We start from the raw sequence: 18,312 nt of genomic DNA, 5'->3' as shown, positions 1-18,312 counted from the left end.
ACTTATCCTTGTGGATAAACCGAGATAAAAAGCTCTTTTGTGGTTTTCAACAGAGTTATGCACAAAGTTATCCACAGGGCGTTTTCAGCAATTTTTCGGAGAATATTCGTTGTTTAATCTGGTGATTTAGCATTTGAATGTCAATCCCTTACTACTAATTCTTCTTTACTCCACCCTTAGGATCCTAATAAAATTTTAAAGTTTTTCTTCTATTGGTACATCAAATAAAGAGTATGATAAACTATAGGTACTTTCGAAAAATCAGGTGAGGTTATTTATGAAAAATAAAAGTAGGCAGTTTTTAAAAAACAACTGGCCTTATATGTTAGCCAGTTTCTTCATTCCATTTTTAATTATGGCAATTATCTATTTGAGTATTGGGATTTATCCAGGAAGTAGTCGCAGTGTTTTAGCCAGCGATGCCTTTTCTCAATTTTCAAATTTTCACGCAAGCTTTAACAATGTTCTTCATGGAAAACAAAGTCTTTTCTATACGTGGAATGCTTCTTTGGGACTAAACTACTTGTCCTTAATTTCCTATTATCTTGGTGGCTTATTTACGCCGCTCGTCTTTTTCTTTAACAATCAAAACATGCCTGATGCGCTCTATTTCCTAACGTTGTTGAAAATTGGGAGTGCTGGCTTGAGTTTTTGGTTCTTGGCAAAACAAACCTTTAAGATTCCTAAATGGTCCCATGTGACTTTAAGTGTGTCTTATGCGCTAATGTCCTTCATTGTGGCCCATTCAGAATTAATTATGTGGCTGGATGCCTTTATTTATCTGCCACTCGTAATTTTAGGAATTCATCGTTTAATGGACCAACGAAAACCGACATTATTGTTTGTTAGTTATTTCTTGCTTTTCATTACAAATTATTATTTTGGCTTTATGATTGGGTTGTTTTCCTTCCTGTACTATTTTGCACGAACGTTTACAGACTGGCAACGATATAAATCTCGAATCGTTGCGTATTTTACTACTTCTCTTTTAGCTGGTGGAGCATCTATGATTATGGTCTTACCTGCTGTCTTAGATTTACGAACCAATGGTGAAACTCTTTCTGAAATTACAACCTTTAAAACAGAAGCGACTGCCTTTTTAGATATTATTATGAAAAATATGATTGGTGTTTACGATACAACCAAATATGGGTCCATTCCTTTTATTTACATTGGGTTGTTGCCTTTGGTTTTTTGTCTCTTCTATTTCGTTACGAAAGAAGTTCCATTGAAAAACAAACTACTTTTTGGCAGTTTGTTTGTCCTATTGATTGCTAGCTTTTACATCACGCCCTTAAATTTATTCTGGCACGGTATGCATGCGCCGAACATGTTTCTTTTCCGCTATAGTTTCCTCTTTTCATTCTTAGTTATTTTGCTTGCAGGTTATGGTTGGGAGAAATTTGAAAAGGATGATCTCGGCGTCTTAAGCGGCTTGATTTTGATTCTTTTAGCAATTTTTGCTCTTGCAATGGGCACAAAAGGTGCTACTAGTTATACGTATGTGACTTTAACCTCTTTCGTATTAACGGCAACTTTTTTGCTATTATACTTTTTCGGGATTGCTTTTTATCAATTGAAAAAAGCGCCTATGCAATACTTAGTGATTTTGTTATTGCTGCTCGTTTCTGGTGAAGCAATCATTAACACACGGGCGATGGTCACTGGTATTTTAGATGATTGGAACTACGCATCACGTAGCTTGTATTCTGAACCTTATCCTGACCTAAAAAATCTAGTCGATCAGACAAAAAAAGAAAATGATACCTTTTACCGCTTGGAAAATTTAAATGGTGTTTCTGCCAATGACGGCATTAACTATGGCTACAGTGGCATTAGCATGTTTTCTTCCGTGCGGAACCGACATTCTTCAACATACCTAAACGCCTTAGGTTTCCGCTCACGAGGCACGAATTTAAATATTCGTTACCAAAATAATACCTTGTTAATGGATGCTTTGATGGGCATTAAATACAATATTGCTGAAAATAATCCAATGAAATTCGGCTTTGAACGACAAGCTGCTGCTGGTAAATATCAGCTTTATCGTAACGAAAATGCTTTGCCGTTAGGATTTTTAGCAGACAAAGAGATTTACAATGTCCGGCAACCTCTCAATGATAATTTAGGTAGTCAAACAAATTTACTAAATGCTTTAGCCAATACCAATGAACGGTATTTTACCTTTTATCAACCAACGATGACGCTTCAAAATAACGTGACAATTACGCAAAATACAGCTGGCGTAACTTTTACGGAGAAACAACATAACGTAGCCAAAGAGATTTCTTATACAGTCAATGTGCCCGCCAATACGCAAGCTTATTTGAGTTTATTCCCAACGGATTTTGCTCAATTGGAAAGTTCCACTGCGACGGTCACCGTGAACGGCTCGAGTCAGCAATCACAAATTGGCATTACTGGCCAATATTATAATTTAGGTTACTATCCCAAAGATACAACTGTTAACTTCAAAGTAAGTTTTTATGGAACCAAAGCAGTAAGTTTTGTTCAGCCGCAAGTGGTTGGCTTAAATACCAATGCATTTGAAAAAGCCATTTCCGCCGTGCAAGAAAAAGGCGTTGATTTAACAACTGGCAAACGCTCTGCTTCAGGTACCTTTACCGCCGACAAAGATCAAGTACTCGTCACTACAATTCCTTATGACAAAGGTTGGCGTGTCAAAATTGACGGCAAAAAAGTTACCCCAAAAGCCTTTAAAGATGCCTTTCTAAGCGTTCCTGTCAGCGCTGGAACCCATACTATTCAGTTCTCTTATTTACCAGAAGGATTGATTCCTGGCATCGTGTTATTCGTTCTATGTACTGGTGGTTTCGTTGCATACGTAACCTTGATTCCTGCTAGACGAAACCGTAAAAAAGAAGACAAATAAAAAATCACGCGATGGCTAAGTCATCGCGTGATTTTTTTAAATTTCAGTCATTGCTTCTTCCACAAGCGAAACACTTTGATGTCTTCCTTTCGTAATCAACAAGGAAAGTTGCACAAAAGCAAAGAGTACACTGGTCCGCTTAGGATAAGCAAAATAACGTGGTTGCCAACTAGTGACATATTGTTCTTTGCGCTTGCGTGTATCTTGAAACGCATAAATTTGATAACTATATTTGTAAAAAATATTAACAAAGCGTTCTTTTAAGAAAGAGTACTTGCTCTCCCCTACGTTAGCCAACGGCGCCATCCCAATATCAATTAATTGATAGCCCTGCTGTTGATAGGTTTCAATAAAATGAGTGAACAAATATTCTCTAGTAAAAGCAGGTGCTTCTGAACGAATACGTAACAAATCATACGAAATACTTTTGCCTTTTTCCATTTCTTTTCCCGTAATAAAACCGATAACCGTTTGTTTCTGTCTCACCAAGCCCACACTACTGCATTTCAAGTACTCGGGATCCAACCGTCCACCAATAAAGTAGCGCTCTTTTTGATTCCGTGACCAGTCCGCAGAAACTCGTTCTAACTCTTGATATAAGGCATCACTAATCGTTTCGGGATAAAATTCAAACTGAAAATCCGCTGCTTCTGCTGCTATTTTTTCAGTCACTGTTTCCGTCCAGGCTGTTTGATTCACTGTTGACGGCTCATCAAATTGAATCAAGCCTTCTTCCCCAACTTTCATAAATTCAAAGCCGCAATCGTGAAGATTCATAACATATTCTTCCGAGATACGATAAAAAACTAATTGATAACCTAACAAATCAGCTTGATCCATAAACGCCAGTGTCGCCGCTGTCCATTTCTCTCGTTGCCCAATCGGATCCGCCAAGACAAAGCATTTATTAAACTTCATTTGAAACCCAAAAAGTACTTGATCTTCGCCTTCTTCTTGGTAGTAAAAATGACCATAATCCTTTAAATATAAAAATTGACTGCCTTCGTTGCCACCAAATTTTTCCAAAAAGCGTGTCAACCGCGCTTCCTCAAATCCCTCACCTAAAGTAACAGTTGTTTCGGCTAAATATTGATACAAAAAGAATAAACCAATCAAGGAAATACTTAATCCAATCAATCCGTTAAACCAAACATCATCTGACGGAAACAACAAAAAGTGATTGATAACTTGATTGCCACCAGCTGGTCGTGCGGCGTAATAACCAGCAACCGCATAACCGATAAACAAGCAGCCAAACAAAATACTATCTACCGTTAAAGCGCCCCATGAATAAACAAACTTTTCACGATAAAATTCTTTACGAGCCAAAATAACCGCCAATAAAATAACGGCATAAACAGCAATTAACTGCCACGAAGTCGTTCGTGCCACCGTATTTACAATACAAAATCCTAGTAAAATAATTGTAGGCCAATAAGCTTTTTTCACTTTCATAGAAATGCCTCGAGCTAAACCTAATAACAAGAATCCTACAAATAAATTCAATGTTTGATCTAAAAAATTAAAAGAAAAGGGAAGTAACACTTGGAATAAACGACTGACATTCGACAAATTCGTCACAGTCGATAATAGAACCATCATAATTCCTGCAAAATATAACGCCGCCACCAAAATAAAATGCGCCACTTTTTGTGAAAATAACCGAGGTAAATTATCAAAAAAATGATTAACTTTCATGCCTGCTTGTTGCAAGAACAAAATAACTCCTGTCATAAAAGGCGTCACATAATAAAACAAACGATAATACAACAACCAGACGACCGCTTGTGATCGATCAATCCCTAATTGTGATAAGCCCAAAATCATTAAGACATCAAACGTTCCCATACCACCAGGAACCATAGTTAACATCCCAATCAACGTAGCGATAACAAACATTGGGTAAACAGAAACCATCGAAACTGGCACCTGCATCAAGCGACCTATCATCAAAAAAGCAAACATCCCACCTAGCCATTGACCTAATGAAGCGCCGAATAAAAGGAGCACCGCTTTTGGAAAAAATGTTTTAAACAATGTTCGCCGTTTTAAATACGTGAAAAACCAGAGCGCTGGCGCAATCAGGCTGCCCAATAATAACCAAACCCAATATTCACGAAAAACATTTTGGGTTCGAATAAAAAATAAATCAACAAACGCCACAAAAGATAAAATAGATAACCCTGAAATCAAGAACAGAGCAACTTTTGAGACCGTTGCTACAACCTTGCCCCGCGGTACATCTTTTCCGTAAAAATTAATCCGTAGCGTTGCCCCAACCACGCCGCCAAAACCCGCTAAGTTATTAATGGTATTAGTGACCCAAGCCGAAGTTAACCAATCCATTCGTTTCATTGGTGGCTTACCTTCTTTTTCCAATAATTTAACGACTACATAGTCATAAAGGAGCATCGGAATAACCCCTAATAGTCCTGCCAAGACCATACCAATTAAACGCCCCGTACTTTGTTGTTCCATCGTGGAAAAAATATCCGCCCAGGTCATGCCTTGAGCGATATGTGTCACTTGGTTAGCCACGAAAACTAATACAGAACCAAGAAAAATTAGTTTCAATAATAAACTGTGTTCTTTCAACCACTGCGTTAGTTGGCTAATATTTTTTTTCATCTTATAGCCTCTTTCATATCTCTTTTCTATTCATTTAACTTTCGTTTTATCGATTTTCTTCCATGGTAGCCTATTTGCTGAAAATTTTCCAGCACGGCTAGACATTTTGGCTGAATCGTATTGTTTTATTGAAAAAAAAGAGTGAGAAAAAAATCTAAGACGATTTTTTTCTCACTCTTTTAACTGTATTTTTTACGCCACTACTTCTGCGATAATCTCAATCTCCACCAACACATCCATCGGTAATTTAGAGATTTCAATCGTTGTGCGTGCAGGATATTCCGCACTAAAATACTCAGCATAGACTTCATTGAATGCCGTGAAATCCGCCATATTTTGTAAATAGCATGTCGTTTTGACTACATGAGCAAAATCACTACCAGCTTCTGTTAAAATCCCTTGAATATTTTTCAGTACTTGATTGGTTTGTTCTTTAATCGTTGTCCCAACCACCTTGCCTGTTTCAGGATCCAGTGGAATCTGACCAGAAGTAATCAATAAACCATTAACAATTTTTGCTTGTGAATATGGTCCAATTGCTTGTGGTGCTTGCTTTGTTTTAATTGTTTTCATTTCTTTTCCCCCAGTAAATGACAAGTTGTTACTTTTTGTTATTTTATTTGTTTCTATTTTTCCATTGTACTGCAACCATTTTCGGAATGCTATCTTTTCTCAATTATTTCCAAGCGCTGATGCTGTGCCATCCTTTTGTAAAACAGCTTCAAAACCTTGGCGCATCCTTTCAAGTCCCTCGTGTAGTTTTGCTTGCGAACAGCCAATATTTAACCGTAAAAATCGTTGCCCATTACCACCATATATCGAGCCGTCCATAATAGCGACTTTCCCCACAGAAACTAAAGTCTCTTGTAAGCGAGCCACATCTGGAACTGCCGCTGATACATCCAACCACATTAAATAAGTTGCCTCCAGCTCCGTCACTTTAATTTTTGGCAAATATGTCTGTAAAAAATCTTTCACGTAACGTTGGTTCTCCGCTAAATAATCATTCAACTCGTCAACCCAAGTACCACATTTTTGATAGGCCGTCATGGTTGCTAGCATTCCCAAAATACTTGTTGATGATAGACCATCGGCGTTTTTTAATTTGAGCTGAAAAGCGTCACGTAATTCGTTATCTGGAATTAGGGCGTAAGCAAAAATCAGCCCTGGAAAATTAAAGGTTTTCGTGCCACTGGTAATAATGGCAGATTTTTTATAATCAAATTGCGTAATTGGTCGATGAACATGGCCTTTATTAACGATATCCATATGAATTTCATCAGAAAGTAAAAACACATCATACTGTTGGCACAATGAAACCATTCGCTCTAATTCCCATTGCTCCCAAACACGTCCTGTTGGATTATGCGGGGAACATAAAAGCAAACAGCGATTTTCTGGTTGCGCTAGTTTTTTTTCTAAATCAATAAAATCAATGCTGTAGCGCTTCTCTTGATAAAGCAGTTCATTCGCCACTACTTGCCGCTTATTTTCCTGAATGACTTTAAAAAATGCATCATATGCAGGTGTTTGTAAAATAATGCCCTCCCCTTCGTTAGTCAATAATTGAATCAAAGCAGAAACCCCGTAGATAACGGTCGGGGTATACATAATCCAGTGTTCTTCAATCTTCGTCTGGAATCTTGTCTGGTACCACGTTTGAATTGCTTCTTTTAATTGCGGATGGTTCCACCTCGTATAGCCAAATACTGGATGGTTCAAACGCTCCTGTAATGTTGCCAGAACTGCCTCTGGCACAGCAAAATCCGTATCGGAAATAGTGAAGGGAAGCAAGTCCGCTTCCCCAAATCGGTCTTCTACAAAATCCCACTGTGTACAATACGTTCCTCGTCGATCAATTGCTTTATCAAACGACACACTCTTCACCTTCTGTCTTTTTTCTAACCTAAAATCATCTCTAATTGATTACGGACCGTTGTCACTTTGGTTCCGATAATCACTTGCACATTCTGCGCATCTAAATGCACGACGCCTAAAGCCCCTAATTGCTTTAATTTTTCATCATCTACTTTATTAGCATCTGCTAACACTAAACGTAAACGCGTAATGCAATTATCAATAGCTTGAATATTCTCTTGCCCACCCAAAGCCGCTAAAATCCCAGGCGCATCATAGCCACCCGTTTTCTTATATTGAACTTCTTGATCGGTATATTCAGTCTCATCTAAGACCTTGTCTCGTCCAGGTGTTTTTAAATCAAAGGTTACAATGACTGTTTTAAAGACGAAATAATAAACAACAAACCAGATAGCGCCGACAATGAGAACCCACCACCATTTTGTATAAGTTCCTTGTAACAAGCCAAAAATAACAAAGTCCAGTAGCCCGCCATCAGTGTTCCCAATCACAACACCTAATAAAGCCATTACCATGAAACCTAGACCAGTCATAATGACATGAAACAGCCATAATAATGGACTAATAAATAAGAATAAAAATTCAATTGGTTCTGTAATGCCAGTGATAGCCGTTGCAATCACACCTGAAAGGAGTAAGCCTTTAATCTTATGTCGATTCGCCGGAGCTGCAGTATGATACATCGCAAGCGCCGCCGCTGGTAAGCCAAAAATAAAGGTCGGCATTTTCCCTTGTGACAAGAAAGCTGTTGCGCTTGGTGAAATCGGTAAATTATTTTGCAATTCTGCATAGAAAATATTTAACGCACCAAACACTTCTTTGCCAGCCACCACCGCTGAACCCCCTGCTTCAGTAAAACGAATCATGGAAACCAAAATATGATGCAACCCAAACGGCAACAGTAGACGTTCCCCTGACCCAAACAGAAAAGGCCCAAAAATACCAGAACGTTGGATAAGTTGGCCAATCGCCATAATCATTAGCGCGAAAAGTGGCCAAACTAACGGAATTACTAAGCCCACGAATGCCATCACTAATGAAGTAATAATTGGCACAAACCGTGCGCCAGAAAAGAAGGCAAAACTATCTGGTAGTTGCACCGTATAAAATCGATTATGCAACTTATAGACAATAAGCCCCGCGATAATTCCACCAAGAACGCCCATTTCAATCGTTTGAATCCCAAAAACCATTCCTTGGCCGGCTTCCCGTAACTGTTCAGGATCCACGAGGCGATTCGTCTGCACTAAATAGAAATTAATCGCTAAATTCATCACCGTATAGCCTACGAAACCTGAAAACGCAGCAATACCCTTTTCTTTCCGAACTAACCCCAACGGAATGGCCATTGCAAACATGACAGGTAAATAGGCAAACGCAAAACCACCAATTGTCGACATAAATTGGAAAATAATTTTTACTGCGGGCTTTCCTAAAAACGGGATTGTTTCAATCATAGATTCACTGGAAAAAGAACTTCCTAATCCCAACAAAATCCCCATAAAAGCTAATAAAGCCACTGGCAACATAAACGTTTTGCCTAATCCTTGGAAAAACTCCCAGAAAGTCGCTTTCTTTTTCTTTACTGCCATTTCTTAACTCCTCCATTCATTCTTTACAAAACTAAAAATGATTGCGTTTACATTCATTGCCCTCATTATAACTAGCCCAAAACAAAGAGAAAAGAGGCTACACTCTTTCTGTATCCCCTTACATCATTTAGTATGGTGTTGCATAAAATTACCGCGGCTGCTTTGCCTCTGCATACATTAATAAAACCGTATCGAACAAACAAATGACAGCAATTCTTGAACTTAAATCCACGCGCTGATGATAACGTGTCGTCCCTTTGACAAATAACGTCGTCGTCGACAATTTTTCCAAGGTGCTTCCTTTAGTCGAAATCAAACTAATCATCGGCACTTGCTGTTCCTGCGCTACACGTGCATACGCTAAAATTCCCTTAGTTTCTCCTGTATAACTGACAAAAATGGCTAAATCCTGTCCGTCCAGATTCTTAACTGCTGCCGCTTGTTCATCCCAATCAGATCGTGCATAGGCTTTTTTTCCTAAAAATGTTAGCTTTCGTGCAAAATCAGTACAAATAGGAAAACTGCCACCAACACCGAACACTTCAATCGTATTCGCACCCTCAATCATTTTAAGCATTTCCGCGACTTTGACTTCATCCATTTGTTGAAAACTGTCTTGCACATTGGCGATCAACTGTTGCGTAATAGCTTGAAAACTACGACTATCGCTTTCTGTGCTCTCGCTCTGCACCGATTGGACGATTGCGTATTTTAATTCTTGGAAGCCTCGATAACCTAAGTGTTTGGCTGTTCGAGAAATAGTGGCTGTTGAGACAAACAACGCCTGCGCCACCTCATAAATGGTTTGTGAACTAATTTCCGTCATATGCGTCAAAATATAATCCAGTACTTGATTTTCAATTTTACTTAAATGATTTCGTTTCTTTTCTAACAAAGCGATTAATCCCTCAGTCGACATCCAATCCCTCACTTTAAATCCTTTTTTATAATTATACACCAGAATATTCTGATTATTTCAATCAGAAAGTCCAAAATAACCAACAGCGGCTCCATCATTCGCCAGAGAAAAAAATCAGCCTTCCGATGGAGGTACTTGTTGCGCTTTCTTGCTATACTCTGTATATAGAAAACAGGAAAAATTTGGAGGTAGTACGTATGAATAATCAACGACCAATGTTTATAAATATTCTTTTAGTGGTCCTTTTATTTTTAGTTGTCGGTTCACTCTTTAGTGCCGTTGTCGGTATCGTGGGAAGCTTATTGTGGCTAGCAGTAAAAATTTTAGTTCCCGTAGCGATTATCGTGTGGCTTGTTCGAACAATTTCGGGAAATAATGGTAACTGCCACCGTCGTTATTAAAAAAAACAGGTTTTCCTTTTTGGAAAACCTGTTTTTTTACTTCTTTTATCTAAAAGCATATACAATATTGCTAATACCAAACATCATAAAGTAAAAGCCAACTAAGAAGCTTAAAGTTAATGCTGAAGACAATGGATTAAATAATAACATTACACCTAAGATAATCCCTAAAACGTCAACAATTAATGTGAACCAAAAGTAACCTGTGCTTACTCGTTTAGCAAAATCTAAAGTAAATAAGCCGAAAATTGAGTCGAATAAAAACCAAATTGCAAAAACAAATGGTAACACAGCGACACCAATATTTAAGTTAAACAATAAGTAAACACCAATTAGGATATCAATAATCCCTAAGATGATTGGTGCATAAGCTTTGTAGCCTAGCAATTCTTTCATACGATTACGTACAAAAATTTCGAAAATCCCTTTAATAATAGCAAAAATCGCAAAAACCATCACAATGGCAATTAAATTACCGGCAGGATTTTGGAAGGAAATTAATGCAGTCAGAACAAATAGAATTCCTAATACTAATGAACCCCAGTCTATTCCATGATGTTGTCGTTGTTCCATGACACTCACTCCTCTATAAAATAATTTATTACACTTATTATGTTACTACTATTTTATATGTTGTCAAATATTTTTTATATTTTATAAAAACCACTCTTACAATAAACATATTTAAAAAAACAAAAAAACATTAATTATCTTTTTTTGTATAAAATTCAGACATTTTTGTATAAATAAAAGTAACATCACCATTGCTTTCCGTCAATTTATCCCACAAAAAAACCGCTACTTTTTCATCTAGTTTATAAAAAAGTAACAGTTATAAATTATTTTTTCTTTTTCCCAATCGAGAGGATCCCTCTTTTTATGACATCAAAGAAACTCAAAGATTGGACCATGTGATCTGGATCAACATATTCACGAATAGCTCGTAACACTCGCTTCGGCTCTTTTGAAGCAAACGTATACGTCCCATTTTTCTTGGTTTGAATCGCATAACGAGGAATCCATTTTCCTTTGAACATTACTGAAGCCAACACGTAATCGACTTCTTCCCACGGAATTTGGATAAACTTACGTGGATCTTTGGCATGGTAAAATTCAAACCCGCGGTCACCTATCATAATTTGTCCATAATCTGTTAATCCTGTAAATGCCGTCGCATCTATAACTAAATCAACTTTTGTGTTTAATGATTGTACCATGTTATCTGCTCCATTTCATTCGACTAATTCCTCTTTATTATACGTTTCTTTCCTGATCGAAACAAACAAAATTACATCTTTGTTTAAAAAAGCGGAAGAAAAGTTTCTCGACTTCTCTTCCGCTTTTTTTGATTAGAAGTAATAAACTTACCTCGTCATTCTTATAATAAGCCGATTAAGTGGCCGACTACGCCGACTACGAATAAACCAAGAATGATAACGATTGGGCTAACTTTTTTCTTCAATAACCACATACATAAGAATGTAAGTAGTAATGGTGCTAGACCTGGAATCAATTGATCTAAGTTATCTTGTAAAGTAGTAACTTTCGTTGGTGAAAGCGCCAAGCCTTGGTTCACTTGTTCAAAGGCTTTATGCATTCCTTCACCGCCAGCAGGAAGTTTATCCCACTCGATATAAGCACCTTTGTCTAACTTAACTTGTGAGACAATTGGTAAGAACTTAATCGATACCCAACGTTGAACTAATGCGGCCAGTACGAACATCCCTAAAATAGAAGCACCTTTTGTAATATCTTGTAGTAAACCACCTGAAAGGTCATCAGTAATTTTAGAACCTGCTTTGTAACCAAACTCTTGTGTATACCACATGAATGACCAACGAATTAAGTTCCAAGCAACGAAGAATAAGATTGGGCCTAAGATATTACCACCCATTGCTAAGGAAGCACCTAAAGCTCCTAACATTGGACGAACAGTAAACCAGAAAACTGGGTCACCGACACCGGCTAAAGGACCCATCATCCCAACTTTAACCCCTTGAATCGCTACGTCATCAACTGGTGCGCCATTGGCACGTTCTTCTTCCAAAGCTAATGTTACACCAAGAATTGGTGAGGCAATGTATGGGTGTGTATTAAAGAATTCTAAGTGACGTTTTAACGCCGCTGAACGTTCTTCTTTCGTTTTATATAATTTTTTGATTGCTGGAATCATTGAGAATGCCCAGCCGCCGTTTTGCATACGTTCATAGTTCCAAGAACCTTGGATAAATGTTGAACGCCAAGCTACAGCTAAACGATCTTTTTTAGTTAATTGAATTTTTTCTGCCATTTTCTTTGCTCCTCCTTCAGAATTAGTAGTCGTTTAAAATATCGCCTAATGGGTCGCCAGAGTTGCCTCCGCCATTTGAGTTAGAAGAACCGCCCATTTTAGATAAGTTCAAGTAAATAAGAGCTAAAGCGACACCTAAAGCACCTAATGCGATTAATGTTAATTGAGAAATCGCTGCGACTACGAAACCGATAATGAAGAATGGCCATACTTCTTTTGTTGCCATCATGTTGATTACTAATGCATAACCTACGGCAACGACCATACCACCACCGATAGCCATACCATCAGTTAACCAAGCTGGCATTGATTCTAAGAAATTACGAACAGTGTCAGCAGGAATGAATAGTAACGCACCTGCTGGAATCGCAATACGAATACCTTGTAAACATACAGCGAAAATGTGTAACATTTCAACTTGTTTAATGTTGCCTTTTTCAGCAGCCGCATCCATCATGTGAACGATTGGAACCGCAACTGTCCGAACGATCATTGTTAAGAACAAACCTGCAACCGCTAAAGGAACTGCGATGGCAATCGCTGAAGGAACACCTTTAACACCTTGGCCACCTAAAACTAAAATAATTGCTGAGGCAACAGATGCTAAAGCGGCATCCGGTGCAACGGCAGCCCCGATGTTCGCCCAACCTAACGCGATCATTTGTAAAGTACCACCTAAAACAATTCCGGCTTCTAAATTACCAGTAACTAATCCGATTAATGTACATGCTACTAACGGTTGGTGGAATTGGAACTCATCCAAAATCCCTTCCATACCAGCTAGAAAGGCAACGAGTAAAACTAAAATAATTGATATAACAGACATGATAAGCCTCCTATTTTGATTTGTATTTGGCGAGTTACGCGTTTGCTAACTCATTTTTTGCTTTTTTCAAAATTTCGTCCATATTCGCTTTTGAATCATTTGGCACTTTACGCACATCAAATTTGATGCCTTTGGCTTTTAATTCATCAAACGTATCAACGTCTTCTTGACCCATTGATAATACTTTGCTTACAACGACTTTTCCAACAGAGTGAGCCATTGAACCAACGTTTACTTCTGGGATTTCTACGCCGCCTTCAACCACTTTTAAGACGTCTTCAGGATTTTCAAATAATAATAATGCTTTTGTATTGCCAAAACGTGGATCTTTCGCTACTTCAATCATTTTACTGATTGGAATAACATTGGCTTTTACTCCTGGAGGAGCTGCTTGTTCGATTAATTTCTTACGTAAGTCATCTTTTGCAACGGCATCAGAAACAACAATAATTCTGTTTGGTTGTGTTGCTTTTGTCCAAGCTGTTGCTACTTGACCATGTAATAAACGTGAATCAATACGTGCTAGCACGAATTTAATTTTGCCATCGCCAACAACTGTACCTGGTGGTAACGAACCTTTTGGCTGTGCATCTTCTGTCGCAGCAGCTTTTGGTGCTTCTGCTGGTTGTAACTCTTCTGGTTTAACTTTGACACCATCTTTTGCTGTTTCAAGAATGTGTGTCGCAATTTCTTGTGCTGATTCCATAGAGAAACGAGAAGCATATGCTTCAATAACCATTGGTAAATTCATACCTGCAACGATTGCCCATTTGTCTTTATGATCTTCTAACAATGAGTTCGCTTGGTTAAATGGTGTTCCTCCCCATAGGTCAACTAAAAATAGTACTTCGTCTTGATTGTCAAACGATGCAATGGCTTCTTGCATTTTTGCTTTTACATCATCGGGACCTTCGCTAGGCATTAACGTAACTGCTTTTACATTTTCTTGTTCGCCAAAGATCATTGCACCAGATTGCAAGATCCCTTCAGCAAATTCACCGTGACTTGCTAGGATAATTCCTACCATTTTTATACCTCCTGTATAATTGATGTTTTTTTTCATGGTTGTACTGCTAAACGCTTTCACTTTTTGAAAAAAATCAGATAAATCAGATTCTGACAAAAATAAATGAAAAAATTTCAATAGTTCTTGATTTTTTTCAACATCAGCACTTGCCTTTATCAATACAGTTCATGAAGCAATGATGTTGGTCCTAGGCCACCACATCCTTTCAATGTCTTTCGTCTGTAAAAATAAACGTCAGCTGGCGTTATTTTCTTTGCTACGCTCTTTTTTCAGTAAATCCATCAAATTCACTTGGCTGTCTGCTGCGACTTTTCGAATTTCCAATTCAATACCTTGTTCATTTAAAAACAGAAATGCTTTTAAATCGTTGGCATCCACTGCGACTGCATTCGTAATCATTCGCTTGCCTGTGCTGAAACTCATTCCGCCAATATTCACAGAAGTTAGTTGTACACCGCCTTCGACCACTCGTTTCACGTCCAAAGGATTAGTGAATAACAACATGGCTCGAAACGAATCAAAACGAGGATCAGGGTAAACATCAATCATTTTTTGAACAGTGATGACATTTACTTTGACACCAGGTGGAGCAGCTTGGACCAACAAGGCTTTTCTCAAATTGTCATGAGCAACGGAATCACTAACCACTAAAATGCGATTAATGTTCGTCAATTTTGCCCAAACAGTTGCTACTTGGCCATGAATTAATCGATCATCAATTCGAGCTAAACGAATATCCATTACCATCGGGAATGCTCCTTTAAATTCATTTTTAAAGGTTAGGACCTTTGTCTTTTTACTTAAAAATTTTAGGTAAAAAGGGACACCTTATTATAAGCAAGTTTCGTGCCAACTTTAGTGTATCGGTTCGAAACCTAGAAAATTATAGGTTTTTTTAAGAAAATCAAAAAATCGATACACTAATAAATAGTGTATCGATTTTTCTGTATTAATCTAGTGTATCAATTTCGGTGATTTTATCTTCGATACACTGGGCATTTTTGACTAACTGTGCGATAAAATAAATTTCTTCTGCTGGAACATCCATATTAAGAGCTTCTTCCATAGTCTCAATTGAGGCCACAATCACTGGATAAATTGGCTCTTGAACCAATTGACCAAGTTCCTTTTCTGAAACCGTCAGTATATCATTCCGTAAAATACGCTCCAACATGCCTGATGTGTGCATAATCAAATTGATGTAAAATGTGTACTCTTCTGGCATCGCTAATTGGGTTTGGATATTTTTAGCGAATGACCACAACAGATCAATGATTTTTTTTCCATTAATAAAAGTGAAACTTTGCTCCATATATTTGAGACAAATTTCTTTTGCTGCCGCTTCGTCCAACGGCTTATTCATTACTTCTTCTTTCCGCTCTGCTAGTAATTGCTGAATAATTTTTTCTGCTTCACCGGAAAAGAAATTTTCCATGGAAATATAAGGAACTCCAATTTTGGGATTGGTAATCCCAGTTGTCGCAATAATTTCATAGTCTTCTTGAATTTTAGGCAAGACTTCTTTCATATTTACAATGGACAAAGGAATCACTTCTAAATGCCAGTCTATTTGTGGCAAGACAGCTTCCTCAATAAGCTCTTTCATTCGGCGCGCAGTTCCTTCTCCAGAAGCACAGATAGCAATAATTGCTCTTGTTTTCCAATTTTCAATGATTTGTTTCGTTTCACTTTGGCGAATATCGGCATAGCCATGAAAGTTTTTTAAAGACTCGTGAAGTGTTTCCAATTGCGTATCAATTAATGCGGTTTTGCGGGCCGCTTCAAGTACAATTGGCGTGGTCACCATGTCTACTGTCCGCACATCAATGCCTGTCTGGCGTACAATTTCTTCTGAAAACGTACTTAATGAACCCATATCCACTAATAATAGTACGCCATTTTCTTCATTCACTTCACCAACTGCTTCAACGATTTTACGCAAAGCTTCTTTCGGTGGCATATCTAACGGCATATCCACAGCCTTCAAATTATCAACATTTAACAATTGAGAAACCACTTGTACCATACTGCTAGCGGTACTATTTCCGTGCGCAGCCACGACAATGCCAATCCGGCCAGCCTCAGGATTTTCTCTTAAAGAAATGAGCAAAACAGCTAAATAGTAACTTTCAGATTCAGGAATCTCCATCTGATAACTACTTTCAATAATATTTTTAATTTCTTTCGCTATTTCAAACTCTGTTGGATAATCTAAAACCATATTTCGAATACTTTCATTTAAAGGATGCTTAGGATCTTTGCCTAATTGGATGCGTTTCAAGAAAGAACTAATGTGTAAACTCATTGCATAAATAAAGTTGGGTTGAAACGAATACGACAACCGCTTCGCTGCAAAATTATAAATTTTCTTAGTGACATCAATAATTCGTTGGTCAACAATTTCGGCCAATTTATTTTCTGTATCAAAGGTGAACCCATAATCTTTGTAGAAAGATTTTAAATGAACATTGATATCCGTTGTAATAAAATTATTAATTAGTTCTTGGTCCAAGCCGTCTGCTTTTAAGAGAGCCGCTTTATCTCCAATAATCTCATATAGATTGTAAGGCAATTCATAGGCATCTGACTGAATAGCTACTAAAGATTCATTTGGTGATACCACTAATTGCGGTTCCAGATATTTCGATAACTCCGACAATACTTCTCGATTACTGGCAAGTTGCATAATGCCTTCTTTAATATTGTCCGTTAATTCGTCCATCGTAATCATTAATTCCTCTTGTTCCATCTGATTAAGGAACCCTCGCGCAGTCACAAGTTGCACATTCGATTTTAGCTGACCGACATTTCCATAAGAAACACTTCCGATTAACGCTTTGACCACATCTTCTGACAAAGAGATTCGCCGTTGAATCCGCGCTGCTTCCATTGAAACCATCACTTTTAGGAGGTCAATTTTTTCTTTCGCAGGACGGTCACTGAAGTTCGGTAATTGAATGATAATCGGAATGCGTCGCACAAAAGTATTCAATAAAGAAGAAGTAGGATTCTCCGTCGTAGCACAAATAATCCGAACATCCGCATGATGTGATTTCACTGTTTCACCTAAACGCGCGTACACGCCGTGATCCATAAAATAAAAAATCATTTCTTGTCCTTCGGGTGGTAACCGATGTACTTCATCTAAAAACAGAATGCTGCCATCTGCTTCATCAATAATCCCTTCTTTCGCTTTCGTAGCGCCTGTGAAGGCCCCTTCTACATACCCAAATAAATGCGACATCAAAAGTTCTGGATTATGCGCATAGTCTGCACAGTTAAACACCACAAACTCTTTTTCTTTGGCCACAATTTGGTTCAGCTTCGCAAATTGAAACATGGCATGAGCAAAATAAGTTTTCCCAGAACCTGTTGGTCCAGTAATTAAACAATTCAAGCCTTTTGGCGGATATAAAATCGCTGCTTTGGCTTGTTCCACCGGCGTTTTCATGCTTCCAGCTGAACCGATAATTTTTTTGAAAATATCTTCAACTTCTGGGGTTTTGCTGGTCGTGACTACTGGTTCAACCAATGGTTCGATAAAAGTTTTTGTGGAGTGATCCATTGATTTTTCCCGATAACTTTTAACTGGCTTGGTTAATGGTCGATGCTGAAACGCCACCTGCGCGACATATTTTACTGGACGACCAGATAATTTTTTCAAGCGCCCTTCACGAACGAGTTGATTCAAATCTTTACTAGCATTGGTCCTCTGAATGTTTAAACGTTCTGAAATTTCTTGTGTTGTGACTCCCGCATCACTTGTTAAGGTCATTGGTGTTAAATTCTTCGTTTGCTCTTTAACATATTGATAGATTTTTTCAATCCGCTTCATTTTTGATGGCTCCTTTAATCGAT

General features: G+C 38.0%; 14 protein-coding genes. 2 read left to right on the top strand and 12 right to left on the bottom strand.

Annotated elements, in window-relative coordinates; translation table 11 throughout:
* Positions 1 to 277 precede the first annotated feature (277 nt).
* The gene (locus tag AB3I72_RS06305) at positions 278 to 2,893 is read left to right on the top strand and encodes a YfhO family protein (protein ID WP_002419443.1); all 2,616 of its coding nucleotides are present in this window, start codon (positions 278 to 280) and stop codon (positions 2,891 to 2,893) included.
* A 36-nt stretch (positions 2,894 to 2,929) separates the two neighbouring features.
* Here AB3I72_RS06305 and mprF read toward each other — a convergent pair whose 3' ends face one another.
* The 5 genes from mprF to AB3I72_RS06280 form a co-directional block, all read right to left on the bottom strand.
* Entirely contained in the window at positions 2,930 to 5,521 is a 2,592-nt protein-coding gene (gene mprF / locus AB3I72_RS06300; protein ID WP_368023714.1) for a bifunctional lysylphosphatidylglycerol flippase/synthetase MprF, read from the bottom strand.
* A gap of 192 nt (positions 5,522 to 5,713) precedes the next feature.
* Positions 5,714 to 6,094: a RidA family protein gene (locus AB3I72_RS06295; RefSeq protein ID WP_002356039.1), complete on the bottom strand. Its 381-nt coding sequence runs from the start codon at positions 6,092 to 6,094 to the stop codon at positions 5,714 to 5,716.
* Between the two features lie 99 nt (positions 6,095 to 6,193).
* Positions 6,194 to 7,408: a MalY/PatB family protein gene (locus tag AB3I72_RS06290; RefSeq protein WP_061100802.1), complete on the bottom strand. Its 1,215-nt coding sequence runs from the start codon at positions 7,406 to 7,408 to the stop codon at positions 6,194 to 6,196.
* Positions 7,409 to 7,422: 14 nt separating this feature from the next.
* Positions 7,423 to 8,991: a maltose/glucose-specific PTS transporter subunit IIBC gene (gene malX, locus AB3I72_RS06285; RefSeq protein ID WP_061100803.1), complete on the bottom strand. Its 1,569-nt coding sequence runs from the start codon at positions 8,989 to 8,991 to the stop codon at positions 7,423 to 7,425.
* Positions 8,992 to 9,139: 148 nt separating this feature from the next.
* Positions 9,140 to 9,910, bottom strand: a complete 771-nt coding sequence (locus tag AB3I72_RS06280; RefSeq protein ID WP_368023713.1) for a MurR/RpiR family transcriptional regulator — start codon at positions 9,908 to 9,910, stop codon at positions 9,140 to 9,142.
* A 197-nt stretch (positions 9,911 to 10,107) separates the two neighbouring features.
* Between AB3I72_RS06280 and AB3I72_RS06275 the strand changes: the two genes are divergently transcribed.
* A complete protein-coding gene (locus AB3I72_RS06275; RefSeq protein ID WP_002383512.1) occupies positions 10,108 to 10,311 on the top strand; it encodes a hypothetical protein in 204 nt (67 codons plus the stop codon).
* 45 nt (positions 10,312 to 10,356) lie between these two features.
* On the opposite strand, the gene AB3I72_RS06270 is transcribed toward AB3I72_RS06275, so the two are convergent.
* The 7 genes from AB3I72_RS06270 to AB3I72_RS06240 form a co-directional block, all read right to left on the bottom strand.
* Positions 10,357 to 10,884 carry an HdeD family acid-resistance protein gene (locus AB3I72_RS06270; RefSeq protein ID WP_002383513.1) on the bottom strand — a complete coding sequence of 176 codons (528 nt, stop codon included), beginning with the start codon at positions 10,882 to 10,884 and terminating at the stop codon, positions 10,357 to 10,359.
* A 266-nt stretch (positions 10,885 to 11,150) separates the two neighbouring features.
* The gene (locus tag AB3I72_RS06265) at positions 11,151 to 11,528 is read right to left on the bottom strand and encodes a DUF956 family protein (RefSeq protein ID WP_002356033.1); all 378 of its coding nucleotides are present in this window, start codon (positions 11,526 to 11,528) and stop codon (positions 11,151 to 11,153) included.
* A gap of 161 nt (positions 11,529 to 11,689) precedes the next feature.
* Entirely contained in the window at positions 11,690 to 12,601 is a 912-nt protein-coding gene (locus AB3I72_RS06260) for a PTS system mannose/fructose/sorbose family transporter subunit IID (protein WP_002356032.1), read from the bottom strand.
* A 22-nt stretch (positions 12,602 to 12,623) separates the two neighbouring features.
* Positions 12,624 to 13,427 (bottom strand): PTS mannose/fructose/sorbose transporter subunit IIC, encoded by an 804-nt coding sequence (locus AB3I72_RS06255; protein WP_002356031.1) that lies wholly within the window; start codon positions 13,425 to 13,427, stop codon positions 12,624 to 12,626.
* A 34-nt stretch (positions 13,428 to 13,461) separates the two neighbouring features.
* Positions 13,462 to 14,454 carry a mannose/fructose/sorbose PTS transporter subunit IIA gene (locus AB3I72_RS06250; RefSeq protein WP_002356030.1) on the bottom strand — a complete coding sequence of 331 codons (993 nt, stop codon included), beginning with the start codon at positions 14,452 to 14,454 and terminating at the stop codon, positions 13,462 to 13,464.
* Positions 14,455 to 14,688: 234 nt separating this feature from the next.
* A complete protein-coding gene (locus tag AB3I72_RS06245) occupies positions 14,689 to 15,201 on the bottom strand; it encodes a mannose/fructose/sorbose PTS transporter subunit IIB (protein ID WP_002385473.1) in 513 nt (170 codons plus the stop codon).
* Between the two features lie 202 nt (positions 15,202 to 15,403).
* A complete protein-coding gene (locus AB3I72_RS06240) occupies positions 15,404 to 18,289 on the bottom strand; it encodes a sigma 54-interacting transcriptional regulator (RefSeq protein ID WP_368023712.1) in 2,886 nt (961 codons plus the stop codon).
* Positions 18,290 to 18,312 lie beyond the last annotated feature (23 nt).

Source organism: Enterococcus sp. GC34, from assembly GCF_040886645.1.
GTDB lineage: Bacteria > Bacillota > Bacilli > Lactobacillales > Enterococcaceae > Enterococcus > Enterococcus faecalis.
Note: the sequence above shows the minus strand (reverse complement) of the source record. Positions and strands in the feature narration are given on the sequence as shown.